This is a genomic window from Exiguobacterium sp. s145 (genome assembly GCF_018618835.1).
Classification (GTDB): domain Bacteria; phylum Bacillota; class Bacilli; order Exiguobacteriales; family Exiguobacteriaceae; genus Exiguobacterium_A; species Exiguobacterium_A artemiae.
In genome coordinates this window covers 1-26,042 of the sequence record NZ_JACSMV010000004.1, presented here as the reverse complement: position 1 = coordinate 26,042, position 26,042 = coordinate 1, and the positions used below count along the sequence as shown (strand labels likewise).

Here is a 26,042-nt window from a genome sequence, read left to right as displayed (position 1 = left end):
TAATTGTGAATTCATTTGACTATGAAATGGTTCTCATTGTATTCTTGACTAGTATGAAAATCCGCAAATTGTGGGAAAGAAAAAGAACTCACAACTGGGAAAAGGGGGTCGTCTCTAGTGCGCCAAAAAGGGCTCGCGACGAGTATGGTCATGGCCTCGCAAATTTCGACGGCACTAGCCGCACCGATCGTCATCGGCTTTCTTGTTGGGAACTATGGGGAACAGCAGGATTGGTGGCAAAAGATGGGTGCGACGTTTGCAGTGTTCATCGGGATTTTCATCGGAATTCTTTGCATGATCGCAATGATCAGGCACTTGTTAGGAGACAAGACATGAATATCATCCTTCAAGATGCGTTGTATCGTGCGTACTTACGATGGTTCGGACTCTATTATGGAATCCTTGCCGTCCTGTTACTTGTCGGTTATCCGAGTGATCCGGTGATTTATGGACTGGCACTGGGTGGGGCAGGTAGCTTCATGATCTTGACGCTGCAACGATTAAGCGTCGATCGAATGTATCGTGTAATCGAGCGTGGGCGCAAGCCGATGTCTCGAGGGACCGTATCACGCATGGCGGTCGCGGTACTCTGTGTGATGATCGGCTTGAAGTATGAAGCCGAATTGTCATTAACTGCGGTGGTAATAGGCCTTCTCGCCGGCCACGTCATACAATTTTGTGAGTATTTTACTCACGAACTTAAGCGGGAAAAGAGGTGAATAATCAAATGAACCACGAAATGCCACTTTACGAAATCCCACTCTGGGGCGACTTCGTTCTGTACGGTAGCTGGACAAACTTGATCACAGTGCTGATTGCAGCTGCTCTCGTTTTCCTGATTGCCGTGGCCGGTACGCGACGTCTTGTGATGAAGCCGACCGGTGCTCAAAACGTGATGGAGATGTTCCTCGAGTTCGTTCGCGGAATCATCAGCAGCACGATGGACTGGAAAACAGGGGGTCGCTTCCTAACTTTCGGAATGACACTGTTCCTGTTCATCATCGTGTCCAACTTAATGGGTCTTCCCTTTAACGTTGTGACGGGTCACTACATTTGGTTCAACTCACCAACTGCAGATCCGTATGTGACACTTGCACTTTCATCTATGGTAGTGGTCATGAGCCATTATTACGGTGTGAAAATGCGCGGCTTCGGCTCGTATGCGAAAACGTTTATGACGCCGATGTTTATTATTACCATCATCGAGGAATTCGCAAACACGTTGACTCTCGGTCTTCGTCTTTACGGTAACATCTTCGCGGGTGAAATCATGATTGGTATCATTCTTTCGATCGGTATCGTCTCTGGAACGAACGATTTCCAATTCCTCGGACCAGTCGGTGCTATTCTGTCAGCGATCCCAATGTTGATCTGGCAAGGATTCTCACTCTTCATCGGAGCAATCCAAGCGTATATCTTCCTTATCTTAACGATGGTTTACATCGGGCATAAGGCAGCGCACGACCATTAATTCGAAGGTAAAGCATCTGCTTTTCCGATAATCGCACGACCAAATTTCGAACACAATCTAGGGAGGCAATTCATAATGGAACTTATTGCAACAGCGATCATCATCGGACTCGGCGCACTCGGCGCAGGTATCGGTAACGGTCTTATCGTAAACGGTACAGTATTAGGACAAGCACGTCAGCCAGAACTCAAAAACGAACTTCGTCAAACAATGTTCATCGGTATCGGTCTCGTTGAGGCACTTCCAATCATCGGTGTAGCGGTCGGTTTCCTTCTTCTCAACTCTTAATCCGTATTTAATTTTACGCACGAAGAACTGAGCTACATAGGGCGTTATTCGTTCCATTAGAGTGAACCGTCATGGGGGCTACGGCTCCCTTATGTAGATACTAGAAGTAGGACCAACCACGAGGGGAGTGTAATCGAATGAATCTCACGTATCGTGCGGCTGAAGGAGTTGCAGAAAGCAACCATCTTCTTCTCGCCAATATGATCGTCACGATCGTCGTTTTCCTCTTGCTCCTCATCCTCTTGAAGAAATTCGCATGGGGCCCGCTCGTCAACATGATGAAAGCGCGGGAAGAGCATGTGGCTAGCGAGATCAATTCGGCTGAGAAAAGCCGGAAAGACGCTGAAGTCTACGTAGAACAACAACAAGCAGAACTGAGCAAGGCACGTACGGAAGCACGTGACCTGTTAGAAGCATCACGCCGTCAAGCTGAGGCAGAACAAGCACGTGCGATGGAGCAGGCACGTGTCGAAACAGAATTGAGCAAGGAAGAAGCTCGCCGTGCAATCGAACGTGAACGCGCTGAAGCACAAGCTGCTTTGAAGAACGATGTTGCTCTTCAAGCAATCGCTGCAGCACGCCACGTCATGAAAACACAGCTGGCGACAGACGAAGCGGCACAACGTGCACTCGTCGATCAATTCCTCGCTGATACTAAGGGCACGAACTAATGCGTGACCACGTAGCGGGACGCTACGCAAAAGCGCTCTTCGATCTTGCACTTGAGCATCATGTGCTCGACCAAGCAGAAGCTGATGTGCGAACGCTCGGCGAAGTGCTCCACGCAACACCAGAGCTCGCATCGGTGTTAGAAAACCCATCGATTTCTGCAGAAGAGCTGAAGCAAGTCCTTCAGACGAGCTTCACAGGCTTCAATACGATTGTCTTGAATACAATCCTCGTCATGGTCGAAAACGACCGGGCATCGGAAGTATTGTCATTACCAGAGCATTTCATCGCGTTGTTGAATGAGCACCGTAACGTTGCGACAGCAATCGTCACAAGTGCATACAAACTGTCGGACGAAGAACTCACGAACGTGAAGGAAACGTTTGGCCAAAAATCAGGTAAAACGCTTGAAGTAGAAAATGTTGTTGATACGAACGTAATCGGCGGACTTCGTGTTCAAATCGGTTACACGACATATGATGGCACGATCGAAACGAAACTAACGCGACTTGAGCGTGAGCTGTTAAAAGCGTAAGAAAATAGGGGTGAAACGCATGAGCATTAGAGCTGAAGAAATCAGCGCCCTGCTTAAAGCGCGTATCGCGCAGTACGGTTCTACGATGGAAGTGAACGAGACAGGTACAGTCATCCAAATCGGTGATGGTATCGCTCGTGCACACGGACTCGACAACGTCATGTCGGGAGAGCTCGTAGAATTCGCTAACGGCACAATGGGCTTGGCGCAAAACTTAGAAGAAGGCAACGTCGGTATCATCATTCTCGGTGACTACCTTGAAATCAAAGAAGGCGACTCTGTTCGCCGTACGGGCCGCATCATGGAAGTACCAACTGGAGACGCACTCCTCGGACGTGTCGTTAACCCGCTCGGTATGCCAATCGATGGTCTGGGTCCAATCGAAACAGAACACTATAACCCAATCGAGCGTAAAGCTTCTGGTGTTATGGCACGTAAATCGGTTCACGAACCGCTTCAGACGGGAATCAAGGCAATCGATGCCCTCGTTCCAATCGGCCGCGGACAACGTGAGTTGATCATCGGTGACCGTCAGACGGGTAAAACGTCGATCGCCATCGATACGATCATCAACCAAAAAGAAGAAAACATGATTTGTATCTACGTCGCAATCGGACAAAAAGAATCAACAGTCCGTGGTGTTGTTGAAACACTCCGTAAAAACGGTGCACTCGATTACACAATCGTCGTTTCGGCAGCAGCTTCACAGCCGGCGCCACTTCTTTACCTCGCACCATTCGCTGGTGTAGCGATGGGTGAACACTTCATGGATCTCGGCAAGCACGTTCTTGTCATCTATGATGATCTTTCGAAACAAGCAGCGGCATACCGTGAGCTTTCGCTTCTTCTGAAGCGTCCACCAGGCCGCGAAGCCTACCCGGGTGATGTCTTCTACCTTCACTCACGTCTCCTTGAGCGTGCGGCGAAATTGAACGACGGACTTGGCGCAGGTAGCTTAACAGCACTTCCGTTCATCGAGACACAAGCGTCGGATATCTCGGCTTACATCCCGACAAACGTTATCTCGATCACGGATGGTCAAATCTTCCTTCAATCGGATCTCTTCTTCTCAGGTGTCCGTCCAGCGATCAACCCGGGTCTCTCGGTATCGCGTGTAGGTGGTTCGGCTCAAGTGAAAGCGATGAAGAAGGTTGCGGGTACGCTCCGTCTTGACCTCGCTTCTTACCGTGAGCTCGAAGCCTTTTCACAGTTCGGATCTGACCTTGATAAAGCGACACAATCGAAGCTTAACCGTGGTGAGCGGACAGTAGAGGTTCTGAAACAGGATCTCAACCAACCGTTGACTGTCGATAAGCAAGTCATCATCATCTATGCCTTGACTCGTGGTCACCTTGATGATGTTGCCGTTTCAGATATTCGTCGTTTTGAAAAGGAACTCAACCTCTGGCTCGATCAAAACCGCAAACAACTTTGCGACGAGATCCGTAAAACAGGTAACCTTCCAGCTGACGAAGAAATCGTTACTGCAATCTCAGAATTTAAGAAAACGTTCCAACCGACAGTCTAAGAGATTTCTCTTAGGCTCGGCGGAACACTCTTGATACTAACAAGGTGGTGAATCGAAATGGCATCGTTGCGCGAGATACAAATGCGGATCAACTCGACGAAAAGTACGAAACAGATCACGAAAGCGATGAACATGGTTTCGGCGTCGAAACTGAACCGCGCTCAAGCACATAGCGCGAAGTTCCAGCCTTACATGCTGAAAATGCAGGAAGTGCTCGGAACCATTGCGAATGGCACGACAGGTGCTAGCCATCCGATGCTCGAAAAACGTCCTGTCAAAAAGACAGGCTATATCGTCATCACATCGGATCGCGGCTTAGCTGGTGCATATAACGCCAACGTGCTGCGTGAAGTCTACCGGGAAATCAATGAAAAGCATACTACGGACAGTTACGTCTTGTTCGTGGTCGGTAAAGTCGGTGTCCAGTTCTTCCGTTCACGCGGAATCACGGTCACGGATGCGATCACAGGACTAAACGATTCTCCTTCGTATGTCGATGTCGCAGAAATCGTGAAGCGTACAGTGAGTGCGTTCACGCTCGGCGAAATCGACGAACTCAAGCTGTGCTACAACCACTTCATGTCTGTCATCAGCCAAGAAGTGAAAGTCGAAACCCTTCTCCCGCTCGGAGAAATCGAAGCTTCGTCTTCGACGACTTATGAGTACGAGCCAAGCGAGGAACAAATCCTGGCTGAACTCCTTCCGCGTTATGCGGAGAGCTTGATTTTCGGTGCGCTTCTTGACGCGAAAGTAGCAGAACATGCGTCACGTATGACAGCAATGCAAAGTGCGACAGATAACGCAGATGACTTGATCGGTCGATTGACACTCGTCTACAACCGGGCTCGACAAGCTGCAATCACGCAAGAAATCACAGAGATCGTCAGTGGAGCCGCTGCGCAGCAGTAATCCACTCGGCGTAATGATAGCTAGGAGGAAACACGATGAACGAACTTGGTTTAAAAGGCCGCGTCGTCGCGGTCATGGGACCTGTCATCGACGTTAAGTTCGACGGACACTTGCCGAACATCTACAACGCGCTTCGTATTCAATATACGCCGCAAACAGTAGAAGAAGTGGCTATCGACTTGACGCTTGAGGTCGCCTTGCACCTTGGTGACGACGTCGTCCGTACCATTGCGATGGATTCTACGGATGGTGTACGCCGTGGAGTGGAAGTACTGGACACTGGTGCTCCAATCTCGGTACCTGTCGGAGAAGCAACGCTTGGTCGCGTCTTCAACGTACTGGGTAACCCAATTGATGAAAAAGAACTCGATGCAGGCGTGGAACGTCTTCCGATCCACAAAAAAGCACCGACGTTTGATAACCTTTCAACAAAAGTTGAAATCCTCGAAACAGGAATTAAAGTCGTTGATTTACTCGCCCCTTACATCAAGGGTGGTAAGATCGGTCTCTTCGGTGGTGCCGGTGTAGGTAAGACCGTCCTCATCCAGGAATTGATCAACAACATCGCCCAAGAGCACAGCGGTATCTCGGTATTCGCAGGTGTTGGTGAGCGGACGCGTGAAGGTAATGACTTGTACCACGAGATGACGGATTCAGGCGTTATCAAACAAACAGCGATGGTCTTCGGTCAGATGAACGAGCCGCCGGGCGCACGTCTTCGTGTTGCCTTGACTGGTTTGACAATGGCGGAATACTTCCGTGATGAGCAGGGACAAGACGTTCTTCTCTTCGTTGATAACATCTTCCGTTACACACAAGCAGGTTCAGAGGTATCGGCCCTTCTCGGTCGTATGCCGTCTGCCGTTGGTTACCAGCCGACACTTGCTACAGAGATGGGTATGCTTCAAGAGCGTATCACGTCAACAAACAAAGGTTCGGTTACATCGATCCAAGCGGTTTATGTACCGGCCGATGACTATACTGACCCGGCTCCTGCAACGACGTTTGCCCACTTGGATGCAACGACGAACCTTGAGCGCCGTCTCTCTGAGATGGGTATCTATCCTGCCGTGGATCCACTTGCTTCTACATCACGTGCCCTTTCACCGGAAATCGTCGGCGAAGAGCATTACGGCGTAGCACGTCAAGTTCAGGAAACACTTCAGCGTTACAAAGAACTTCAAGATATCATCGCGATCCTCGGTATGGACGAGTTGTCTGAAGAAGACAAATTGACTGTACACCGTGCGCGTCGTATCCAGTTCTTCTTGTCGCAGAACTTCCACGTAGCTGAGCAGTTCACAGGACAAAAAGGATCGTACGTCCCGGTTAAGGACACGATCCGCGGCTTCAAAGAAATCCTCGGTGGGAAACACGATGATCTGACGGAAGAAGCATTCCGTCTCGTCGGTCCGATCGAAGATGCGATTGAAAAAGCGAAGACGCTTGTCTAAGTGACAAAGCATAAGGGGGACTTGAGATGAACACACTTCATGTCAATATCGTCACCCCGGATGGCGAAGTGTATGATGGCGATGTCCGTATGGTCGTTGCGAAAACGATATCTGGTGAGATCGGGGTTCTCCCTCACCACGTACCGCTCGTAACACCACTCGACATCAGCATCTTGAAGTTGCGCCACGAAGATGGCGGACGCACGTTGATCGCTATCAGCGGTGGCTTTATGGAAGTGCGCCAGGATACAGTGACAGTTCTTGCTGAAACGGCTGAAGCTGCAGACAAGGTCGATTACGACCGGGCTTCTGCTGCGAAAGTCCGGGCAGAACGTCGCCTCCAGGACACGAAATTATCAGATCTTGAGTTCAAACGCGCTGAGCTTTCATTGAAACGCGCAATCAACCGTCTCAACCTAAAAGAATACGGTCGCGATTGATTCAAGTTAAAGACCCGGTTTCCGTCATGGAAGCCGGGTCTTTTTTTGAGGATAGGTCAATGATTTCCTGCAGGACAACCGTTTTCCCAAATCCATTTGGGGATTCAGGTTTAACAACCCTAAAAAAAGTAAAAGTACAATATATGTGTCCTCTTCACACATTTTTCAATCTTATTATGTGGAATTTTCCATAATCATCTTTTCATAATATATTTTATACGATAAAATAAATTATCTTGTGCCTTTTTGTTTGCGCAATCATTCATTGTATGAAATCATGGTAAGGTTGGAAAAACCTTAACAGAAGAGGTGCAGTAGCAGTGACGTCAATCGGTTTAAGTGCACTAATCAGTATGCTTGTTTATTTAACGGCGATTGTCTTCGCCTGGTGGGCACTCCTTCCGGTCAAATGGGAGAAGTTCCTGCGGCATCCGAAAGGACCGCAGGCTGTTGTCTTGCGTGTGTTGCTTGCCGTGGCGCTCGGTTCGCTGATCGCCCGCTTTTTGCTCGACTATTCGGGATTCGCACAGCGTCTCCAGTTCTTAGTCGGGTGAACTTGTAACTTCGTTGTAAACCCTAAATCATCAATCTGATTTAGTATGGAACAGGATAGTATTCTTATAATGAAGAAACGTAACCATTGTGAAGCTGAAAAGTCGTGTTGGATTTGGAATGAGAGATCAACTATAGGGTGTTTCTCTTCTATCATGCGTTGCTTTTCAACTATGATGCACACCAATCGCGAATTGAACATAATAGAACAGAAACGAAAGCAGAGGAGTATGAGTAATGGAAAAAATCGTTGTCCGTGGCGGACGTAAATTAGCTGGAACGGTAAAAGTAGAAGGTGCAAAAAACGCAGTCTTGAAAACATTGGTCGCAACATTGCTTGCTTCAGAAGGTACATCGGTCCTTCAAAACGTTCCCCGTCTGGCAGACGTATACACAATTAACAACGTCTTACGGAACCTGAACGCAGAAGTGACATTTGATGCAGAAGCAAACACGGTCTCGGTCAATGCCGAAGCAGAATTGAAAGACGAAGCACCGCTTGAATACGTCCGCAAGATGCGTGCGTCGATTCTTGTCATGGGACCACTTCTTGCACGTCTCGGTCGTGCGCGTGTCGCCATGCCGGGCGGCTGTGCAATCGGTTCACGTCCAATCGATCTTCACTTAAAAGGATTCGAAGCGATGGGTGCGAAAACAATCATCGGTAACGGATTCGTTGAAGCGCACGTCGACGGTCGTTTGCAAGGTGCGAAAATCTACCTCGACTTCCCGTCAGTCGGTGCGACAGAAAACATCATGATGGCAGCAACACTTGCTGAAGGTACGACAGTCATCGAAAACGTTGCGAAAGAACCTGAAATCGTCGATCTCGCTAACTTCCTCAACGCAATGGGCGCTAAAGTCCGCGGTGCCGGAACAGAGACGATTCGTGTTGAAGGTGTTGAAAAACTTCACGGCGGCAACCACTATGTCATTCCGGACCGGATCGAAGCCGGTACATTCATGATTGCAGCGGCAATCACGGAAGGTGACGTGGAAGTCATCGGTGCCGAGCGTGAACATCTCCGTCCATTGATTTCAAAAATGGAAGAGATGGGTGTTAAAATCTCGGATACAGAAGAAGGCCTCCGTGTCATCGGACCGAAGAAACTCGTTGCGATCGACGTCAAGACGATGCCACACCCTGGTTTCCCGACAGACGTTCAAGCGCAAATGATGGCATTGGTCTTAAAAGCAGAAGGCACATCCGTCATCACGGAAACGGTCTTCGAAAACCGCTTCATGCACGTCGAAGAATTCCGTCGCATGAACGCTGACATCAAGATTGAAGGACGTTCATCGATCATCACGGGCGGTGTTCAACTTCAAGGAGCAGAAGTTCTTTCAACAGACCTTCGTTCAGGAGCAGCACTCGTCACGGCAGGATTGATTGCAGAAGGCGAAACACGTGTTGGTGCACTGCATCACATCGACCGCGGATACGTTGATTTCCACCTCAAATTACAAGCACTCGGCGCAGATGTCGAGCGTGTTACGGAAGAAACAGTTGCCATCGAAGAGACGGCAGCGACGAAGCTTTAAGCTATCATTTCATTCCTTTATATTCTTGACGACTTTCTTTAAAAGAAAGTCGTCTCTTTTTGTTTCCCTGTGCTAGAATTGAAAGGTATGTATACATAAATGGGTTAGACGTCCAAACGACGTGCTATATTTTGGAAGAATAGCCAGTGGATAAAGGAGATCACGCGAGATGTTTTTGACAAAGGATATCGGAATTGACCTGGGGACGGCGAATGTCGTCATTCACGTAAAAGGTAAGGGGATTGTACTCGACGAGCCATCGGTCGTCGCGATTGATAAAGCAACAGGAAAAATCCATGCGGTCGGAACGGAAGCCCACCAGATGGTCGGCCGGACACCGGGAAACATCGTCGCGATTCGTCCGTTACGCGATGGTGTAATCGCTGATTTTGAAATGACGGAAGCGATGTTACGTCACTTCATCGATAAAATTGAAGTGAGAAGTATGTTCGGCGGCGTCCGGATGTTGATTTGTACACCGGCGAGCATCACGACGGTCGAAGCGAAAGCGATTCGTCAAGCTGGTGAAAAATCAGGTGCAAAAACCGTGTTCCTGGAAGTCGAACCAAAAGTAGCAGCTGTCGGAGCGGGGATGGACATCTGGATGCCGGCCGGTCACATGGTCATTGATATCGGTGGCGGAACAACGGATGTCGCCGTCCTGTCGATGGGCGATATCGTCTGCGGTGAAACGATCAAAGTCGCCGGAGACCGGTTTGATCATGATATCATCCGTGCGATCAAGGATAACCATAAACTCATCATCGGAGAACGGACGGCTCAAAACGTCAAGATGACGGTCGCAACTCTCTCCGATGAGGGGCGTCAGGAAGAGATGGACATTCGGGGTCGGAATCTCGTGACAGGACTCCCGGACAACATCACGATTTCATCACAGGAAATGCATGAAGCGTTGGCGGAAGCGGCAATGGAAATCGTTGAAGCGACAAAACGCGTCCTCGAAAAAACACCCCCGGAACTGGCGGCGGATATCATCGACCGCGGCATCATCCTGACAGGCGGCGGAGCACTACTTGACGGCATCGATCAGTTGCTGGCAAAAGAACTGGGACTTCCGGTCTTGATCGCGGAAGATCCAATGTTATGTGTTGCCCGCGGAACGGGAATCATGCTTGATCATTTAGGAAAATAATCCGCATCAATGCCTGTGTTGGACGTCTCCGCCATCCTCGCTTTCCATGGGCGGAAGGTAAGCCGCGGCATCCCGCACTCCGTGCGGTCATGCCGGGTCTTACCTGTTCCTGACGGAAGCGTTAATCACGCTTCCTTTTCCCATAGGAGTCGAGGATGAACGTCTCCGTCCTCCATCAATCAAAAATGGCCGATCATCCTGTCTTTTCACGGGATTATCGGCCATTTCTATGGGGTTTTTTATTTTTTTACGAAGAAAAAGTGGGTGGTTTCTTTTGATACTGATTCAAAAACGATTCGCATTTCCTTGTGCGCGATATCTTGATTATTGCGTACTGCGCATGAAATCCTGATAGGCATCAAAATCATGATAGACGATGGCGCTTGGCGGCAGGGAACTGTTCATCGTTTGATTAACGAGCTGATTGAGCGCAGTCCGTGTCTTTCCGTAAAAGGTGATGCTTGGTGTTTCCGGCAGTTCCGTGAATTCCAGGGCGTACGACAAACGATGTTGATGACTGGCGGCGTAGAGCGCATCAGTCATCGTAATCGCAGCAAGTCCGTTTCCACCGCTGTAGACGGTCCGGTAACTCATCAAGGTGACTTCATCTGCCAACTCCATCGCCCATTCGCTGAGCGGTTGTCCGGAAGCATCCGGCACGGTATGGAACCAAAACGGCAGAAACAGTTGCAACGGAAGACGTTGCGACGTGCTGACATCGTGAAAAGCTGTCAACAGGCGTTGATAAGAGGCGATGACAGACGCTTGATCCGTTTCCCAGGCCGGTAAGGCGTAAGGTTCGAGATCGACGCTGATGGCATCCGGACGTTCCATCGTTTCTTGCAGATAGACATTGATCCAGGCTAGCGGATCTTCGACGTTCGGCCGATTCGTCGTGCCTTCATTTGTAATCCATGCAGGCTGACCGAACAAGAAATAGACTTCGATTCCGGCAAGATGGGCTTTTTCAACGAAGGTGCGGTAGAGAGTTCGGTCACCCTCAACAGCGACATGCAGGTAGACACGTTTCATCTGTCTGTTTGCCAGCTGTGTGACTTTCGTTGAAATTTGTTTCGCTTCAGGAATGGACCACATCACGGTGTGACGCGTGACGGCGACGGCTGCTTCAGTTCTGACAGGTAGAAGCGTCGCAGCCATCGTAAGACAAAGCAAACTGAGGATGAAGCGTTTCATATCGTTCACTCCCTTATTGAGTTACCTTATTATCGGTCGTCCGCCGTGTCTTGGATATAAGCCAATAGGCCGGGAGTCCTGAGAATCAGTTCAAATCCTAGACATTTCACTTTGTGAAGTGTATATTAGAAGTTGTTGAATTGAAACGGAATTACCATTAAAAAGGAAGTGATGCCACAATGCCATTGTGGAAAAGAAATTTAGTCGTTGTTTGGATTGGTAGTTTTTTGACGGCTGCCGCGTTAAGTTTAGTTTTACCGTTTTTGCCCTTATTCATTGAAGAACTTGGTGTCCACGGACGCCAGGAAATTACGACCTGGTCCGGCGTAGCGTTTGGTGCGACCTTCCTCGTCGCAGCGATCGTGTCACCGATTTGGGGACGCTTGGCTGATAAAAAAGGACGGAAGTTGATGTTACTGCGGGCAAGCCTCGGGATGTCGATTGTCATGTTCCTGATCAGCTTCGTACAGGATGTCTATCAGCTCGTCTTCTTACGACTTGTCATGGGTGCCGTCTCCGGATTTATCTCTGCCGGAATCACCATGGTTGCCTCACAAACCCCAAAAGAGAAAAGTGGCTGGGCGCTCGGTACATTATCAACCGGTGGGATTGCCGGTGGATTACTTGGACCTCTGATTGGAGGATTCCTTGCCGATATGATTGGGCTTCGACCCGTTTTTCTCTTTACGAGCATTCCGCTCTTCCTGACGTTCCTTGTCACGTATTTCTTCGTCAAAGAGGACTTTGTTCCGTTACAAACGAAGAAAATGGCGTCAGCTAAAGAAATCATCCAATCGTTACGTCATCCGGAACTGATTTTAAGTCTCTTCCTGACGACGTTCCTGATTCAGTTTGCGGCACAATCGATCAGTCCGATTTTATCCCTGTACGTCCGGGAACTCAGTCCCGGTACGGAACGATTGGCCTTGCTGTCCGGTATCGTCGCGTCAGCTCCAGGGATTGCGGCCTTGATTGCCGCGCAGCGGCTCGGCCGGTTATCGGATAAAATCGGGGCGGAACGCGTTTTGTTCTTCGCCTTGCTGATTTTCGCCGCCTTCCTGATTCCGCAGGCGTTCGTGACGGATACAAGCCAATTGATCATCTTACGGATGGGAATCGGTTTTGCGACCGCCGCACTGATGCCGTCAGTCCAGGCGCTTCTCCGGAAACATACGCCCGCGAATGCATCGGGCCGGATCTTCGGTTATAACCAGTCGGCGCAGTTCATGGGGAATTTCCTCGGACCACTTGCGGGTGGTCAGATTGCCGGTCACTTCGGTTTTGAAGCGTTGTTCCTGTTCACCGGTTTGATTGTCATCACAAACGCGGTGCTCGAACGGACGCAAACGGCAGTCCTCAGTAAAAAACACTCTTGATGCATACGAAAAAGGCGATTCCGATTCTGCATCGGTATCGCCTTTTTGATGTGTCAGGATAACATAAAGAATTCATCGAGCCTAAGTTGCTCGGATGTCTCGAGCGCCTTCATGATTTGTCCCGATTGAGCCCGGACTTTATAGTCGGCCGAATAATGGAACAGCCCGTTATCGAGTTCGGTCACGGCGAGCGGTTCGATCAGTGTTTTCGGATGGACGATGTCCGTCAATTGAAGCGACAGTTCGATTTGATGATCGACCGGTAAGCGGATCGACGCATAAAAATGAACGGAACGGTTCGTACTGCGGGTGATGAGGATCGGTGAAGCCCCAACGTTGACATCTTTTCCGTTTAACCGTGTGATCGAGATGAGTCCGTGCAGAGACGGCAACGGTTTTTTCGGTGACTTCTTCATTGATTCGACGGGGTGCAGGACACCTTGTTTCAACAGCAGACGTAAGGTGTCGATGCCGACCGGACGGCTGAACAGATAGCCTTGAACGGCGTGGCATTCAAAGTCCCGGAATTGATCGAGCTGGTGCAGCGTCTCGATTCCTTCAGCGACGACCGACAACTGAAATTCTTTTGCCAGGTAGACGATGCTTTTGATGAGCGGAACCGGCTGCTCGTCTTCTTCAAGTCGGGCGACGAACGACCGGTCGAGTTTCAGACTGCTGATCGGATATGTTTGAAGACTGCTCAACGAAGAAACACCGCTTCCGTAGCCGTCGAGAATCAGCTGGATCCCCAACTGGTGAAGCTGTTGCAACGTCTCTTTGACGAACTCACTCTCATGCAACAACACACTTTCCTGAAGCTCGAGTTGCAAGTACCGGGCCGGAACTTGATGGCGGTGCAGACACGTCCGGACCGTGTCGACGAAATCCCGGTGCAGCAGCTGCTTCGAAGACAGATTGATTGAAATCGGGACGACTGGACTTTGTTGTTGCAAAAGGGACTGAATCGTCCGGCAGACCGTCTCGAGAACCCATTCACCGATCGGCAGATAACAATGACCTTCCTCTGACAACGGAATGAAGTCTTGCGGCGGAATCCGTCCCCATTCGGGATGATCCCAACGAATCAAAGCCTCGCATGCCAGAATCTGCCCGCTCCAAATGTCGACTTTTGGTTGATATTCGAGAAACAGCTCATCCTGCTGGATCGCATTCCGCAGACTCTGTTCCAGTTGATGACGGCGGTAAATTTCAAGATCAAGCTGGGACGTATAAAATTCGTAAGCGGGCTGTGCTTTCAGTTTGGCACGGGACAAGGCCCGGCTGGCAGTATGCAACAGCTCGGTAGCCGCCATTTCGTCATGTTGGAATGGACTGAGACCAATCGCGAGCTCGGCCGCCAGTTCATAGCCTTCGATTTGAATCCGGGTCGTGTTCAACGCCAGCAAATCGAGACACATCGCTTTGAGGGCGACTTCATCAAACGGTTGTGTCGACAAGGCGGCATAATGATCACCGGTCAGACGGGCGCAATAGAGGTCCGGTAATGTTTCCGTTAAGTAGCGGCTCGTCTGGCGTAACCATTGATCACCAATATCGTAGCCGATCTGTTCATTGATCCGATGCAACTGATTGAAATCAAGCGTTAGAATCGTAAACGGATGGTCGGTCCGGATCAAGTGCTCGACTTCTTCGAGGAATAACGTTCGGTTCGGCAGTCCCGTCACTTGATCATACAAGGACAGTTTCCGGATATCTTCCTCCTGGTCAAGGATGGTTCGATCTGATACGCGTTTGGTATCCGTTTCATCCGTCGCTTTTGTAACGGCCTGAAAGAGAAAACTGAACAGCTCCTCGTAACCGTCTTCGGAGCGGAGTCCCTGACAGGTCACCTCTTGTGTATAGTCGCGTGTTTGATTCATCCGCAAGGTACAGGAGGCAGTTGGTTCTCCTGGCTGAAGGAGCGTCAGTTGTTGTTTAAAGCGTGACCGGTCATCGGGATGGATTTCAAGTAAAAACTCATCGTACTCGAGGGAAGCGAGCCGATGCTGTGAGATATCCAGTAACGAGGCGAAATGAGCCGATAAAGTCAGCCGGTCCCGTGTCGTTTCGTATTCCAAAAAAGCCAGACCCGGGAGCGACGCCGTCAGCTGTTCTTTTGCTGACAACCGGGTGTGCTGAAGCCGCAGCTGAATATGCTGGGTGATGTCCCGGGCGATGCCGTAGACACCGATGATGACGTGATTTTGATAAATCGGAATGTTCGTGACATTCATCGTCAGGCGATGCCCGTCGTGATGGGCGACTTCTGCCGTAAAGTGGACGGTCTCGCCGCTTAAAGCCCGTTGTTTAATCGGAGCAATCCGCTTCGCTTCAGCCGGTGTGATGAACTCACTGAAATGCTGGTGCTGAAGTTTTTTTCCACCGTATCCGAGCAGCAGGGACAGTTTTTGATTGTAGGAAACAATCTGTCCTTCTAAATTTAAGGTATAGACCGCATCGGGATGGTTTTCGAGAAAGTGTGTTGCATCGACCAGTTGCTTAAAATCCAGGGAGCCGTTGATGAAGGATTCTGTGTTCTTCTTTTTGAAGAAGGGCATGATCTCACCTCATTTAGTGTCGTTATAACTTGATTATAACAATTTATGGGATTTAGACATATCATGTCTGTTGAAAAATAAGCAAATGTTTTTGAACGAATGGGGTAGGCCTTTCGATTCATCTACGCGATTCATTCCCTTATTTTGAAAAAAACATCGAATTTCTAAAAAATTGACCGATATACTTAAGGAACAGAATTGAACAATAAGTCAATGAGGAGCCAACACATATGTTACGAGGAATGTATACGGCGTCTGGTGCGATGCAGGCGTTACAACGGCAGCAAGAGATGTTAAGCAATAACCTGGCCAACGCCCGGACGCCGGGCTTCCGGGCCGATCAGGCGTCCCTCCGGACCTTTCCTGAGATGATGATCCAGCAGTCGGGCGTCAATGAACAATCCGGTGTCCGTTCCCGCGGGACAGTCGGGAAACTCGCGACCGGTGTTTTCATGCAGGCGGCGACACCGAACTTCGCTCTCGGCTCGATTACAGAGACGGGTAACGCAACGGATCTTCAAATCAGTTCGCTTGAAGGAGCGGCTCTGTTTACGATCCGGCATGCCGATCCCGCGACCGGCGAAGAAGAGACACTCTATACGACGAACGGTCAATTCGCCGTCGGACAGGACGGTCTCTTGCGGACGACGGAAAATGATCTCGTCCTCGGTGACGACGGTCAGCCGCTGAACGTCGTGAATGAAGATTTCACCGTCAGTGCAGACGGTGCCGTCACGGATGGAAACGGTCAAGCCATCGGCAACCTCGGTCTGGTCGTCACGAATCAGCCGGAAACGCTTGAGCGGACCGGGAACGGTCTATTCCGGTCACCGGATGCGTTAAATGGCGGTGCCATCAAGGTCGATCAAGGGGTACTCGAACTCGGAAATGTCGAAGTTGAACAGACGATGACAGAGATGAACGCCGGTCTCCGCCAGTTCGAAGCCAATCAGAAAGTCATCCAGGCCTATGACCGGACGGCGGAAAAAGCAGTCTCGGAAATCGGACGCGTCCGTTAATCAAGGAGGAAGTTCATGCAATCACTTTATACATCGGCCAGTACGATGGCTCAGCTTCAAAAGCAGCTCGATACGACCGGACATAACTTGGCGAATGCCAATACGAACGGCTACAAACGGCGGGATTCCCAGTTCAATGAACTGCTCGTCCGGAATCTGAACAATCAACCGGCGGGACTGACGCCGGGACCGCTGACGACACCTGCTGGTCTGCGCCTTGGTGTCGGCGGATACGTCGCTAATGAAGCAACGCGTTTCGCAACCGGGACGTTCCAAAATACCGGACGTAAGCTCGACGCGGCGCTCAGCAATCCGCACCATTTCTTTGGTGTGATTGATGCGGACGGCGTGACGAAGTTTACACGTGACGGTAATTTTGAATTGTCTCCGCAGGCAAACGGACAAGTCCTGTTGACAGATGATGCCGGACGATCGGTCATCAATCAGGCGAACGAACCGATTACATTCCCGGACGATGCGACGTCGATCGAACTGAACAAAGATGGCAACATCACCGGCGTCCTGAACGGGGAACGACGTGTCCTCGCCCGGATCGGTGTCGCCGATATTCCGAACCACGGGGAATTGACCGATGTCGGAGGCGGTCTCTATACGACGGCAGGACAATACCAAAATGCGACGGGAAATCCGTTGACGGTCGGAACGCTTGAGACCTCGAATGTCGATATGGCGACGGAGATGACGAACCTGACGCAGATTCAGCGGGCGTACCAGTTTAATTCAAAAGCCCTGACGACATCGGACCAGATGATGGGTATTGTGACGTCACTGAAATAATGTTGAATGGTAATCTATGAACAGGATTTCTAGAAAGAGCGGACAGAAGCGATGAAAATCGGATGCTGTCCGCTCTTTTTGGCGTATGCTGCAGGAGTCAAAAGAAGGGACGAGTTGTTTGATCTTCGATATTAGAAGATCAAACAGGGTAATAGTTATTAAATAGGAATATGCATGTACTAGTTTTTTTTGAATATTCACTATTCGAGTTGGATAAGTGAATGGAAGGGCGGCACATATGATTACTCATGAGAGAGCCTTATTCGTTCGTCAGTGTGTCTTCGATTATTACCAGCGGCTTGAAATCGACTGTCAAGTGACCATCTTTACGGAACAACCATTACAGTTATTATTGCATTTCGATTCAAGAAGAGAAGAATTATTTACGCCCCGGCGCCGAAGTCATTCCTGCCGAGACATTCGTTCGCATCTTTCATCGACCTTCGATGAGTCGTATACGCATATATATATGACGAAAGCTCCATTTTCATCCATGACGCGCTATTGTCTGTTAATCGTTTGATGAATGTGTTGATGATGATTCCATGCTTTCTTAGATGCGTGAGACGAGTCAAACATTGCTTCGTCAGTCGATTTAACGTATAAAAGTGATGGCTTACCCCACCAGGAATAGGCGAGACTACTTCCGTTGTAAGAACCGGGAATAGTCTCGCCTGATTTTGATTGCTCCAGGGTTACCGCTGCTTTAATGATAGATACACAGCGGCCATGTCTTCGTCGCCGTGGCCACTTTCCAAGGCATGCTGATACTGCGTCTGTGCTGTCGCTGCCAGTGGCAGGTCGAGCGTCAATCGTTTCGCTTCTTCCGTGATCAAACCGAGATCCTTTGCCATCAAGCGGAGCGGAAACGCAGGCGGGAACTGTTCGTCCCGGTACATCGTCTGTTTCCCTTGGAAGAGCGGCGTGTTCATTCCGGATGCTCCGATCAGCTGAATCAGCTTCTCTTTGTCGAGTCCGGCCCGTTCGCCGAGCAACAGCGTCTCGGCAACACCTTCCCCGACAAGTGCGAGCAGGAGGTTGATGGCAAGTTTGGCCGAACTCCCTGTTCCGTGGGCACCGAAATGAATGCTTTCCTTACCGAGAATTTCGAAGTAGGGACGACAGGCGGCAATTGTCTGTTCGTCTCCGCCGAGCAGCAGGACGAGTTGACCGGCTTCCGCGACCCCGACGGATCCGGAGACAGGTGCTTCGAGATACGTTGCGCCGGTCTGTTCGATCCGTTTCGCAAAGTCGATTGATTGTTCCGGTGAAATCGTACTCAAGTTGACGAGGGTTTTCCCCGACAGCTTACTTGCCAGCAGCCCGTTTTCCTGTTCGAAGACCGCCGTGATGGCGGGACCATCCGCGAGCATCAGAAAGATGATGTCCGATTGTTCGACGACGGCGCGGGGCGATTCGAGCGCGACAGCCCCTTCTTTGACGAGAGACTCCGTCTTCTCGACCGTCCGGTTATACACGTTGACCGGATGCCCGGCTCGTCTTAGACGTAACGCCATCGGCACTCCCATATGACCTAATCCAATCCAACCTAATGCCATGTCTAAAACTCCCTTCGTTTTTCAGCTCTTCTCCTAATACCCGTCCTGCCGTAGTCCGTAACCTGACAAAAAAACGTGCCCTTGTCGAATGACAAAGGCACGTCAGTTTATTCTTCATACGTGAGGATGGTCGAGATGACCGCAATCGGGAAGCGGATCGTAAACGTTGATCCGGCACCGATCGTCGACTCGACATCAATCGTCCCGTTATGGTGCTTGACGATTTCCTTACAAATCGACAGGCCAAGTCCGGTTCCGCCGATTTTCCGCGTCTCCGAATTGTCGACCCGGTAAAACTTATCGAACAACTTCGACATCGCTTCTTGGGGAATCCCGATTCCCTGGTCACGAATCGTGATTTCCGCAAAGCCGTCGTGGTTTTCGATACGAATCGCGACGTTGCCGCCATCCGGTGAATATTTGATTGCATTGCTGAGCAGGTTGTTCAGCAACTGTTTGATTTTTTCCGCATCGGCATCAATCATGATCGGTCCGACAGCTTCAAACGACAATTCGTGTGTCGTATGGGAAGCATCATGGAAGTCGATCAATTCTGCTGCCAGCTGAACGAGGTCAAACGTCGCCATCTGATAACGTTGTTCGCTTGATTCCATCCGCTGGACATCGAGGAAATCATTGACGAGTGTCGTCAGGCGTCCCGTTTCCGAGTGGATCGTCGTCAAGTACTTGCGTTGTTTCGGCGGATCGATTTCCCGGTTCAGCATCAGTTCCGTAAAACCGTAAATCGAGGACAACGGTGTCCGCAGTTCATGCGAGACCGTCGAGACGAACTCTTCTTTCATCCGGTCCGCTTCCGTCTCTTTCGTGACGTCGCGTAAGACAAGCATCGTGCCGACCCAGACCTGATTGATCTGGATTTTTTCCGCATAAATCTGGATGTAGGCACTGTGTGAACGGATCGAGACGAGAAGACTGTCTTTCGGCAGATTCTGTTCCACGATTTGTTCGATATACTGCTCGAACGGTTCCGGTTCATCGATGATGGCGGAGAGTGCCGACATCGCCTGGCGGAACGAGGACAGATTACTGTCGTCCTGGTATTCCGTCTGGACTTCCGGGAACAGTTTCATCAACGGTTCGTTGACAAGAAGTTCGTCGGATTCGTGTTCGATGTAGACGACGGCTTCCCGGATCGAGTTCAGGAGTTGGCCGGTCTTATTTTTCTCGTGCATCATCTTCTCATAAATTCCCATCCGCATCAGTGAAAGGGACAACTGGTGCGAGAACGACAGGATGTCACCCATCTGTTCCGGTGTGAACGCATCCCGGTACCGGACGAGGTAGACGCAGGCGATGATCTGTTCTTCGTTCGGATCAAGGATCGGCACGGCAACCTCATACATATAGTACGGATACGGCAACGGACTGTCATGAGCAACTTGTTTTGACGAATGGACCGGTCGTTTTAAGACGCGGGCCCGGTGGAACAACGATTGATCGTCCTTGACGAGCTGACCGACCATCTCTTCCGTCATCCCGTACTCAATCGTCGAGCGGACGTCATGCTGATCGAGGAACAGCAGGGCACCGATTTCTGAGTGGGTGATGGCGACAAGTTTTTCGATGATTTCCGGATACGCCGTCAACGTCTCGCGTGACGCGAGGGTCTCCGTCAGTTCATTGCGGTATTTCAGATGCTGTTCGCTGCGTAACGTGATTTCGAGTGCTTCTTCGAGCTCTTCCTGTTGTGCCTGCAACTCTTCCTGCTGGGCGACAAGCTCTTCCTGTTGCGCTTGTAACTCTTCGTTTTTCGCCAGCATATGGACTTTATTGTCGGCGATCGACGTCGCCATCCGGTTAAAGGATGTCGTTAAGATATACAGCTCATCCTGACGTTTTGGTAATGGAATCGTGTTGATGTCCTCTCCGCTTGCGAGCAGGGCACTGTCACGGGATAACGTGTTGACCTGCTTCGTCACCCGGCTGATGAACGGTCGCACGAGCAGTAACAGGATGATGATCAGGACGACGAGATTCGACAGCCAGATGAACTGAGCGACCCGCATCTCACCGAGCAGGTTCGTTTTCGCTTCCGTCTCTTTGTTTTGAATCAACGTCAAGTAGTCCGTGAGTAACGTATCGATGCCGGCTGCATCCGTATCTGTCGTCAATTGACTGTTTGAGCCTTTTAACGTGCCGTTTTCATTAAATAAATTTTCACCGTTCGACAAGGAAGCAAGGGTTTTCGGATCAAGGAATGTTTCGTCGATCGATCCGTCTGTCTTACCGGCGACGTATTCTGTCAACAATGGAAGGGCGGTCCCGAAGTAATCATCATAAAGTGTCCGGGTGGCGACCGCATATTCCTTTCCTTGTTCGTAAATGGCATTTTTTTCGAACCAGGTCGTCAAACGATTGATTTCCCGCTGATTCGCTTTGATCGTATCGAGTATTTCTGGTGTACCGAACAGCACATACGATTTCACATTGCTCTGCACAAGTGTCCATTCGTTGGCTAATGTATTGGCATTCGTTCGGCGTTCCCGTAAATCATCGAACGTGGCATTCGTCTGGTCGATCTTTCGTTCCGTATAAGTATAGACGATCGCTGACGTCAGACTGAGCGCGATGAAAACCATATAAAAGGCAAACATCAATTGGCGACCAATTTTTTGATTAATCCATTTCACTTGTTTATCCTCCGTATTCTGTTTTGTAGGTTCAAAAAATTAATCCAATATTTTTATATTACTTAATCAAATAGGTATCCATCAAACTTTAACACGCAAAGATGCAAAAAAGATATTTTAATTACTAGATTTATCACCGGAACGAATGGGAAGCAACTTCACAAACACTTTTGAATGAATGCTTCTTCAACTATTTTTTGAAAATAAGGATTAGAAGCGTCGGGATAAAGGGAATCTAATGAAGGAGAAGTCCTCATTTTAATCATAAGGAAGTGACAAGGTGCAAAAGATGTTCGAAAACAAATGGTACCGCGGTGCCTGGTGGATCATGACGCTGCTGATTATCGTCTGGATTGGTAATCATGTGACGTTCTTGTTCCGGCCGATTGCGATTTTACTGCAGATGGTCGTTCCGCCGCTCGCAATTGCCGGTATTCTGTATTATGTCCTGCTACCGATTGTCGAGCTGCTCGAGAAGAAGATGAAACGGCGCCCGGCCGTCATTCTCGTTTTGCTCGGACTCGTCAGTATTTTGACGGCGCTCGGGTTCATCTTCGGTCCGATGCTATCGGATCAGATTACGGAATTCGTCAATTCGATTCCGACACTCGCTTCCCAGTTCCAGCGTCAGCTGATTGATGTCCGGGATCAACTTGAAAACAGTGCTTTCTTCTCCCGGTTCCTCAGCGGACAGGATGATCTGTTTAATAAGTTTTCCGGAAATGTTTCGGAGTATGCCTCGACCTTCCTGAAAAACATCGGAACCGGTGTCGGCGGGTTCGTCAGTGTCATCACGACAACGGTCGTGACAATCGTCATCATCCCAATCATGTTGATCTACATGTTGCTTGACGGGGATAAGCTGAAAGGCAATCTCGTTAAGATGATGCCGTTTGAGTACCATAAAGAAACAAAAAAGATTTTGCATGACGTCCATTTGACGATCATGAGTTACATCCGCGGCCAGGTCATCGTCAGTATCGGGGTCGGAATCATCGCTTATATCGGTTACTTGATCATCGGTATCGATTACGCGCTGTTACTCGCTTTGTTTGCGACGTTGACGAACATCATTCCGTTCCTTGGACCGGTCATCGGCGTTGTTCCGGCACTGATCGTCGGATTCATCCAGGATCCGATTCTTGCCGTCTACGCCGTCATCGTCATGACGGTCGCACAACAGATTGATTCGCACATTATGTCGCCGCTCGTTCAAGGGAAGACGCTGGATGTCCACCCGTTGACGATCATCATCGTCCTGCTCGTTGCCGGAAACATTGCTGGATTCTTTGGTGTCCTGCTCGGTGTTCCGTTCTACGCCGTCATGAAGGTCGTCATCCTGAACATCCGTCGTCTGTATCACCTGCGGTCGCAAAAGAAGATGGTCATCGCAGAAGACGAGAAGACGTTTAATACGATCGTGACGACAAAAGACTGACTTTTGAATTTTGCTGGCAATTCCGTCATACTGAGAACGTAGTCGATTGTGTCACGAAAGGGGTATGTGTCAGATGGATCAACGTCACGTGGAAGAACAGGCTGATTTATTGGCCCTCCAAAAGTTTCAGCACAATTTCGAAAATAGTCTCAAGTCGAGTGTCATCTATATACTGCGGGATGGAGCGTTGACGATCGGGGAGATTGAACAGCGTCTCGATCAGTCACATGGTCAGATCCTTGAGCAGTTGCAGGAACTGATTGAAGACGGACTCGTCTTACAGCAGATGTCGGAAAAAGTCCACGGACTCGCGTATTCCTTGACGGGACCGGCGGAAGAACTCGTTCGTCAGTTCAAGGAATCGATTGCCTGGAGTAAACAACATATTACGTATTAAGGAAGTCCGCCCTCGAGCAGTTGCTCGGGGGTTTTTCGTTATTATAATTGTGAAAAAATGTATAATTATTGAATCGAAAACGACATAATGAAAGCAAGAGTAATGACGTCAGAGTGGGAGAGAAGGAATCGGAGTGAAAAAAACAATCCTATTGTATGTCCTGATACCGGTATGCATCATTTTTGTCATCGTCAAGTGGATTATTCCCGTCGTCGGGTGGGGAGCAGACTCTGAACCGGTCAAGGCGAATCCGATTCCCATCATGCAAAAATGGGATGAAGGTCAATTGAAACAATTTGATCGGGAAAACCGGGTCGGGACCCGGTATACACTCGGTGGACTGGAAGTCGAGACGTTAGCGATGCAACGGCGGGAGACAGTCCGGACGACACCATTGTTGCGGGTGCTGGTCTCAAAAGAAAAACTGGTTCAGGTCGGAACCGGAACAAATCGGTTACTGGCTTTGACCGTCACGATTCAAAATCAATCGGACGATCCGATTGAAATATCGAACAAACTCGGAGAGTATGAAACGAATGGTAAAAGAACTGCCGTTTTACATGAGAAACATCCGCTTGTCGGCACGTACCGGGCAGGAGAAGAACGGACAGGCGTTTTATTCATCAAAACAGAGCAGAAAGAACTGACGGCAGGACATCTTGATTTACTGTACCAAACACAATCAGGTGAAAAACAACTGCGTGTTTCGTTGAATCAACAAAAAAACTGACCGGCTCCTATGTATTGGAGTCGGTCAGTCGGATTATTTTTGAACGGCACTGAACGCTTCTTCGGATTCAATTCCGGCTTTGTTGACAGCCGTGATGATGAAACGTCCGGTTGTATCTTGCGGTAACGGGAAGGCTTTTCGTTCGATTGATTCCGTCGAACCAAGTTTTTTCCGTTTTCCGTCTTGTTCCTGATAGATGTTATACGTGACGACCTCATCATCAGTCGAGGCATACCAGTTCACGAATCCACCTGAGACACGGACATTTGTCGCTGGTTTTGGCGGCGTTTTGACCGGGTCAGATGCCTTTTGATCCAGTTCCGTGAAGACGACGAGACGGTTGTCGTATGTGCCTTCATTTTCATCATACGTCCCGATACACGTGATCAAGTTCAGGTTTCGCTGATCAGAAGCACCAAAGATTTTTTCTAGCGGTGCATCGAGGTGACCATATTCGACCAGTTTTTTGACACGGAAGACAAGATTACGTCCCGATTCATCCTTGATTTTGATGGTATCGCCTTTTTTGAGTTCGTGCAGCTGGTAAAAGACGGCCGGACCGGTTTTGGTGTCCGTATGACCGTCTATGACGGCATTTCCGACGTCACCGGGACGGGGTCCGAACTTATACCACCCGACTTGTTGTTCATTTTTCGGCGTTCCCATGGCACCTTTTTTATCGAGACCGACTTGTTCAATATTCGTTTTGACCTTGAGCGAATCGATTGTCAACGTTTTCGGCAATTCGACCTGGTTCGTCGACAGACTCTTGAATTCTTTTTTAAAGATTTCAGATGGTTTGAGTGGATCTTCCTTTGTCTCGGAAGATGCCGCAGATTCAGTTTTTGTATCGCCTTGCGTAATATTTGTTTCCGGTTCCTTCGTGTTTCCGATCAGTAGAAAAATTAACGTACCGATTGAAACGAGCATCAACAGGATGCTGACCGGTAATAACCATTTTTTCAAGACACGTCACTCCTTTCCGAGACAAAGCCTCTTACACAGAAAAAGGATAGTGCCGAGGCGCTATCCTTTTTAGTATACCCGAAATCTTATGCGTTTTGACGTTTGCGTGCGAGGACGATTCCGGCTGCACCGAGTGCAAGACCGAAGAGCGCGATCGCACCTGTTGTACCTGCTGTATTGTTGTCGCTCATGCCGCCGTTACCTGTGTTCGGCATTGAACCTGGTGTACCATCCATGAATTTCTCAGGTGATTGTTTGACGATCGCTTCACCGAGGTTTTCACCGACGCCGTACATGTAAGCATACGACTCACGGAACGTGTCAGCTGATCCTTTGTAGTCGCCTTCGACGTACTGCATGAACGTATCTTGGACGTATGTTTCATGACCAGAGACCGCTTCTTGTGCTGCTTTTGTCGGAAGGTTTTCTTCCGTTGCTGCACCAAGGAACGCACCGAAGTCATTCGAGAACATTTTGAGCATGTCTTGCGCGTCACCCATCAATTTCTTGTCGTCGTTGATCGCTGCTGTGACGAGGTTCGCTTGCGCTTCGATGTGGTTTTTTGTCCAGACTTGCTCGAACTGATCCGCACCCGCTTGACCGTAAACGGATTTCATTGCCGCTTTGAAGTCAGCTGTGTGCATGTCTTCTGCCCAGTTCGCTGCATCATAGTCTTTCGCTTGATCGACGCCTGCTGTCATGCTGATGTTGGCAAGTGCCACGTGTTCAGCTGCGAGGCTGTTGAGTGTTGACCGGAGGTCAGCGGCTTTTGTGTCCGCTTTCGTGTTGTCGAACTTCTCAGGCATCTGTGTTGT

General features: G+C 49.5%; 24 protein-coding genes and 1 pseudogene. 19 read left to right on the top strand and 6 right to left on the bottom strand.

The window, feature by feature from the left end; all coding sequences use genetic code 11:
* Positions 1 to 117 precede the first annotated feature (117 nt).
* From KNQ07_RS05930 to mreB, 13 genes are all read left to right on the top strand, one after another.
* Entirely contained in the window at positions 118 to 336 is a 219-nt protein-coding gene (locus KNQ07_RS05930; RefSeq protein ID WP_012371548.1) for an AtpZ/AtpI family protein, read from the top strand.
* Complete coding sequence (locus KNQ07_RS05925) at positions 333 to 719, top strand: ATP synthase subunit I (RefSeq protein WP_012371547.1); 387 nt, start codon at positions 333 to 335, stop codon at positions 717 to 719. Before KNQ07_RS05930 ends, KNQ07_RS05925 begins: the two co-directional genes overlap by 4 nt.
* 8 nt (positions 720 to 727) lie before the next feature.
* The gene (gene atpB / locus KNQ07_RS05920; protein ID WP_012371546.1) at positions 728 to 1,471 is read left to right on the top strand and encodes a F0F1 ATP synthase subunit A; all 744 of its coding nucleotides are present in this window, start codon (positions 728 to 730) and stop codon (positions 1,469 to 1,471) included.
* A gap of 75 nt (positions 1,472 to 1,546) precedes the next feature.
* On the top strand, positions 1,547 to 1,759 hold the full coding sequence (gene atpE, locus KNQ07_RS05915; protein WP_012371545.1) for a F0F1 ATP synthase subunit C: 213 nt from the start codon (positions 1,547 to 1,549) through the stop codon (positions 1,757 to 1,759).
* 137 nt (positions 1,760 to 1,896) lie between these two features.
* Positions 1,897 to 2,430 carry a F0F1 ATP synthase subunit B gene (atpF, locus tag KNQ07_RS05910; protein ID WP_214765382.1) on the top strand — a complete coding sequence of 178 codons (534 nt, stop codon included), beginning with the start codon at positions 1,897 to 1,899 and terminating at the stop codon, positions 2,428 to 2,430.
* Entirely contained in the window at positions 2,430 to 2,963 is a 534-nt protein-coding gene (locus tag KNQ07_RS05905; RefSeq protein ID WP_012371543.1) for a F0F1 ATP synthase subunit delta, read from the top strand. Before atpF ends, KNQ07_RS05905 begins: the two co-directional genes overlap by 1 nt.
* Positions 2,964 to 2,982: 19 nt before the next feature.
* Positions 2,983 to 4,491, top strand: coding sequence for a F0F1 ATP synthase subunit alpha (gene atpA, locus KNQ07_RS05900; protein WP_012371542.1), 1,509 nt, complete (start codon positions 2,983 to 2,985; stop codon positions 4,489 to 4,491).
* 57 nt (positions 4,492 to 4,548) lie between these two features.
* A complete protein-coding gene (gene atpG / locus KNQ07_RS05895; protein WP_012371541.1) occupies positions 4,549 to 5,400 on the top strand; it encodes an ATP synthase F1 subunit gamma in 852 nt (283 codons plus the stop codon).
* A 35-nt stretch (positions 5,401 to 5,435) separates the two neighbouring features.
* On the top strand, positions 5,436 to 6,854 hold the full coding sequence (atpD, locus tag KNQ07_RS05890; protein ID WP_214765380.1) for a F0F1 ATP synthase subunit beta: 1,419 nt from the start codon (positions 5,436 to 5,438) through the stop codon (positions 6,852 to 6,854).
* A 26-nt stretch (positions 6,855 to 6,880) separates the two neighbouring features.
* Positions 6,881 to 7,294 (top strand): F0F1 ATP synthase subunit epsilon, encoded by a 414-nt coding sequence (locus KNQ07_RS05885; protein WP_012371539.1) that lies wholly within the window; start codon positions 6,881 to 6,883, stop codon positions 7,292 to 7,294.
* A 320-nt stretch (positions 7,295 to 7,614) separates the two neighbouring features.
* Positions 7,615 to 7,848, top strand: coding sequence for a DUF1146 family protein (locus tag KNQ07_RS05880; RefSeq protein ID WP_214765378.1), 234 nt, complete (start codon positions 7,615 to 7,617; stop codon positions 7,846 to 7,848).
* A gap of 235 nt (positions 7,849 to 8,083) precedes the next feature.
* Positions 8,084 to 9,388: a UDP-N-acetylglucosamine 1-carboxyvinyltransferase gene (murA, locus tag KNQ07_RS05875; RefSeq protein ID WP_214765376.1), complete on the top strand. Its 1,305-nt coding sequence runs from the start codon at positions 8,084 to 8,086 to the stop codon at positions 9,386 to 9,388.
* 169 nt (positions 9,389 to 9,557) lie between these two features.
* Entirely contained in the window at positions 9,558 to 10,541 is a 984-nt protein-coding gene (gene mreB / locus KNQ07_RS05870) for a rod shape-determining protein MreB (protein WP_214765374.1), read from the top strand.
* A gap of 324 nt (positions 10,542 to 10,865) precedes the next feature.
* Here the strand turns inward: mreB and KNQ07_RS05865 are convergent, their stop codons facing one another.
* Positions 10,866 to 11,735 (bottom strand): hypothetical protein, encoded by an 870-nt coding sequence (locus KNQ07_RS05865; protein ID WP_214765373.1) that lies wholly within the window; start codon positions 11,733 to 11,735, stop codon positions 10,866 to 10,868.
* Positions 11,736 to 11,914: 179 nt separating this feature from the next.
* Here KNQ07_RS05865 and KNQ07_RS05860 point away from each other — a divergent pair, with 179 nt between their 5' ends.
* Positions 11,915 to 13,111: a multidrug efflux MFS transporter gene (locus tag KNQ07_RS05860; RefSeq protein WP_214765371.1), complete on the top strand. Its 1,197-nt coding sequence runs from the start codon at positions 11,915 to 11,917 to the stop codon at positions 13,109 to 13,111.
* Positions 13,112 to 13,164: 53 nt separating this feature from the next.
* Here KNQ07_RS05860 and KNQ07_RS05855 read toward each other — a convergent pair whose 3' ends face one another.
* The gene (locus KNQ07_RS05855) at positions 13,165 to 15,669 is read right to left on the bottom strand and encodes a sensor domain-containing protein (protein ID WP_214765369.1); all 2,505 of its coding nucleotides are present in this window, start codon (positions 15,667 to 15,669) and stop codon (positions 13,165 to 13,167) included.
* A gap of 230 nt (positions 15,670 to 15,899) precedes the next feature.
* Between KNQ07_RS05855 and KNQ07_RS05850 the strand changes: the two genes are divergently transcribed.
* A complete protein-coding gene (locus KNQ07_RS05850) occupies positions 15,900 to 16,688 on the top strand; it encodes a flagellar hook-basal body protein (RefSeq protein WP_214765367.1) in 789 nt (262 codons plus the stop codon).
* A 15-nt stretch (positions 16,689 to 16,703) separates the two neighbouring features.
* Positions 16,704 to 17,486 (top strand): flagellar hook-basal body protein, encoded by a 783-nt coding sequence (locus KNQ07_RS05845; protein WP_214765365.1) that lies wholly within the window; start codon positions 16,704 to 16,706, stop codon positions 17,484 to 17,486.
* A 695-nt stretch (positions 17,487 to 18,181) separates the two neighbouring features.
* Here KNQ07_RS05845 and KNQ07_RS05840 read toward each other — a convergent pair.
* Positions 18,182 to 19,045 carry an NAD(P)-dependent oxidoreductase gene (locus tag KNQ07_RS05840; protein ID WP_214765363.1) on the bottom strand — a complete coding sequence of 288 codons (864 nt, stop codon included), beginning with the start codon at positions 19,043 to 19,045 and terminating at the stop codon, positions 18,182 to 18,184.
* 107 nt (positions 19,046 to 19,152) lie between these two features.
* Entirely contained in the window at positions 19,153 to 21,696 is a 2,544-nt protein-coding gene (locus KNQ07_RS05835) for a HAMP domain-containing sensor histidine kinase (RefSeq protein WP_012371529.1), read from the bottom strand.
* Positions 21,697 to 21,985: 289 nt separating this feature from the next.
* Between KNQ07_RS05835 and KNQ07_RS05830 the strand changes: the two genes are divergently transcribed.
* From KNQ07_RS05830 to KNQ07_RS05820, 3 genes are all read left to right on the top strand, one after another.
* Positions 21,986 to 23,134: an AI-2E family transporter gene (locus tag KNQ07_RS05830; RefSeq protein ID WP_251135998.1), complete on the top strand. Its 1,149-nt coding sequence runs from the start codon at positions 21,986 to 21,988 to the stop codon at positions 23,132 to 23,134.
* 73 nt (positions 23,135 to 23,207) lie between these two features.
* Positions 23,208 to 23,531, top strand: coding sequence for a winged helix-turn-helix transcriptional regulator (locus KNQ07_RS05825; RefSeq protein ID WP_214765361.1), 324 nt, complete (start codon positions 23,208 to 23,210; stop codon positions 23,529 to 23,531).
* 133 nt (positions 23,532 to 23,664) lie between these two features.
* Positions 23,665 to 24,261 (top strand): hypothetical protein, encoded by a 597-nt coding sequence (locus KNQ07_RS05820; protein ID WP_214765359.1) that lies wholly within the window; start codon positions 23,665 to 23,667, stop codon positions 24,259 to 24,261.
* A 33-nt stretch (positions 24,262 to 24,294) separates the two neighbouring features.
* On the opposite strand, the gene KNQ07_RS05815 is transcribed toward KNQ07_RS05820, so the two are convergent.
* Positions 24,295 to 25,227 carry a class F sortase gene (locus KNQ07_RS05815; protein ID WP_214765357.1) on the bottom strand — a complete coding sequence of 311 codons (933 nt, stop codon included), beginning with the start codon at positions 25,225 to 25,227 and terminating at the stop codon, positions 24,295 to 24,297.
* 86 nt (positions 25,228 to 25,313) lie between these two features.
* Positions 25,314 to 26,042: pseudogene (locus KNQ07_RS05810) on the bottom strand (copper amine oxidase); the annotation flags it as partial.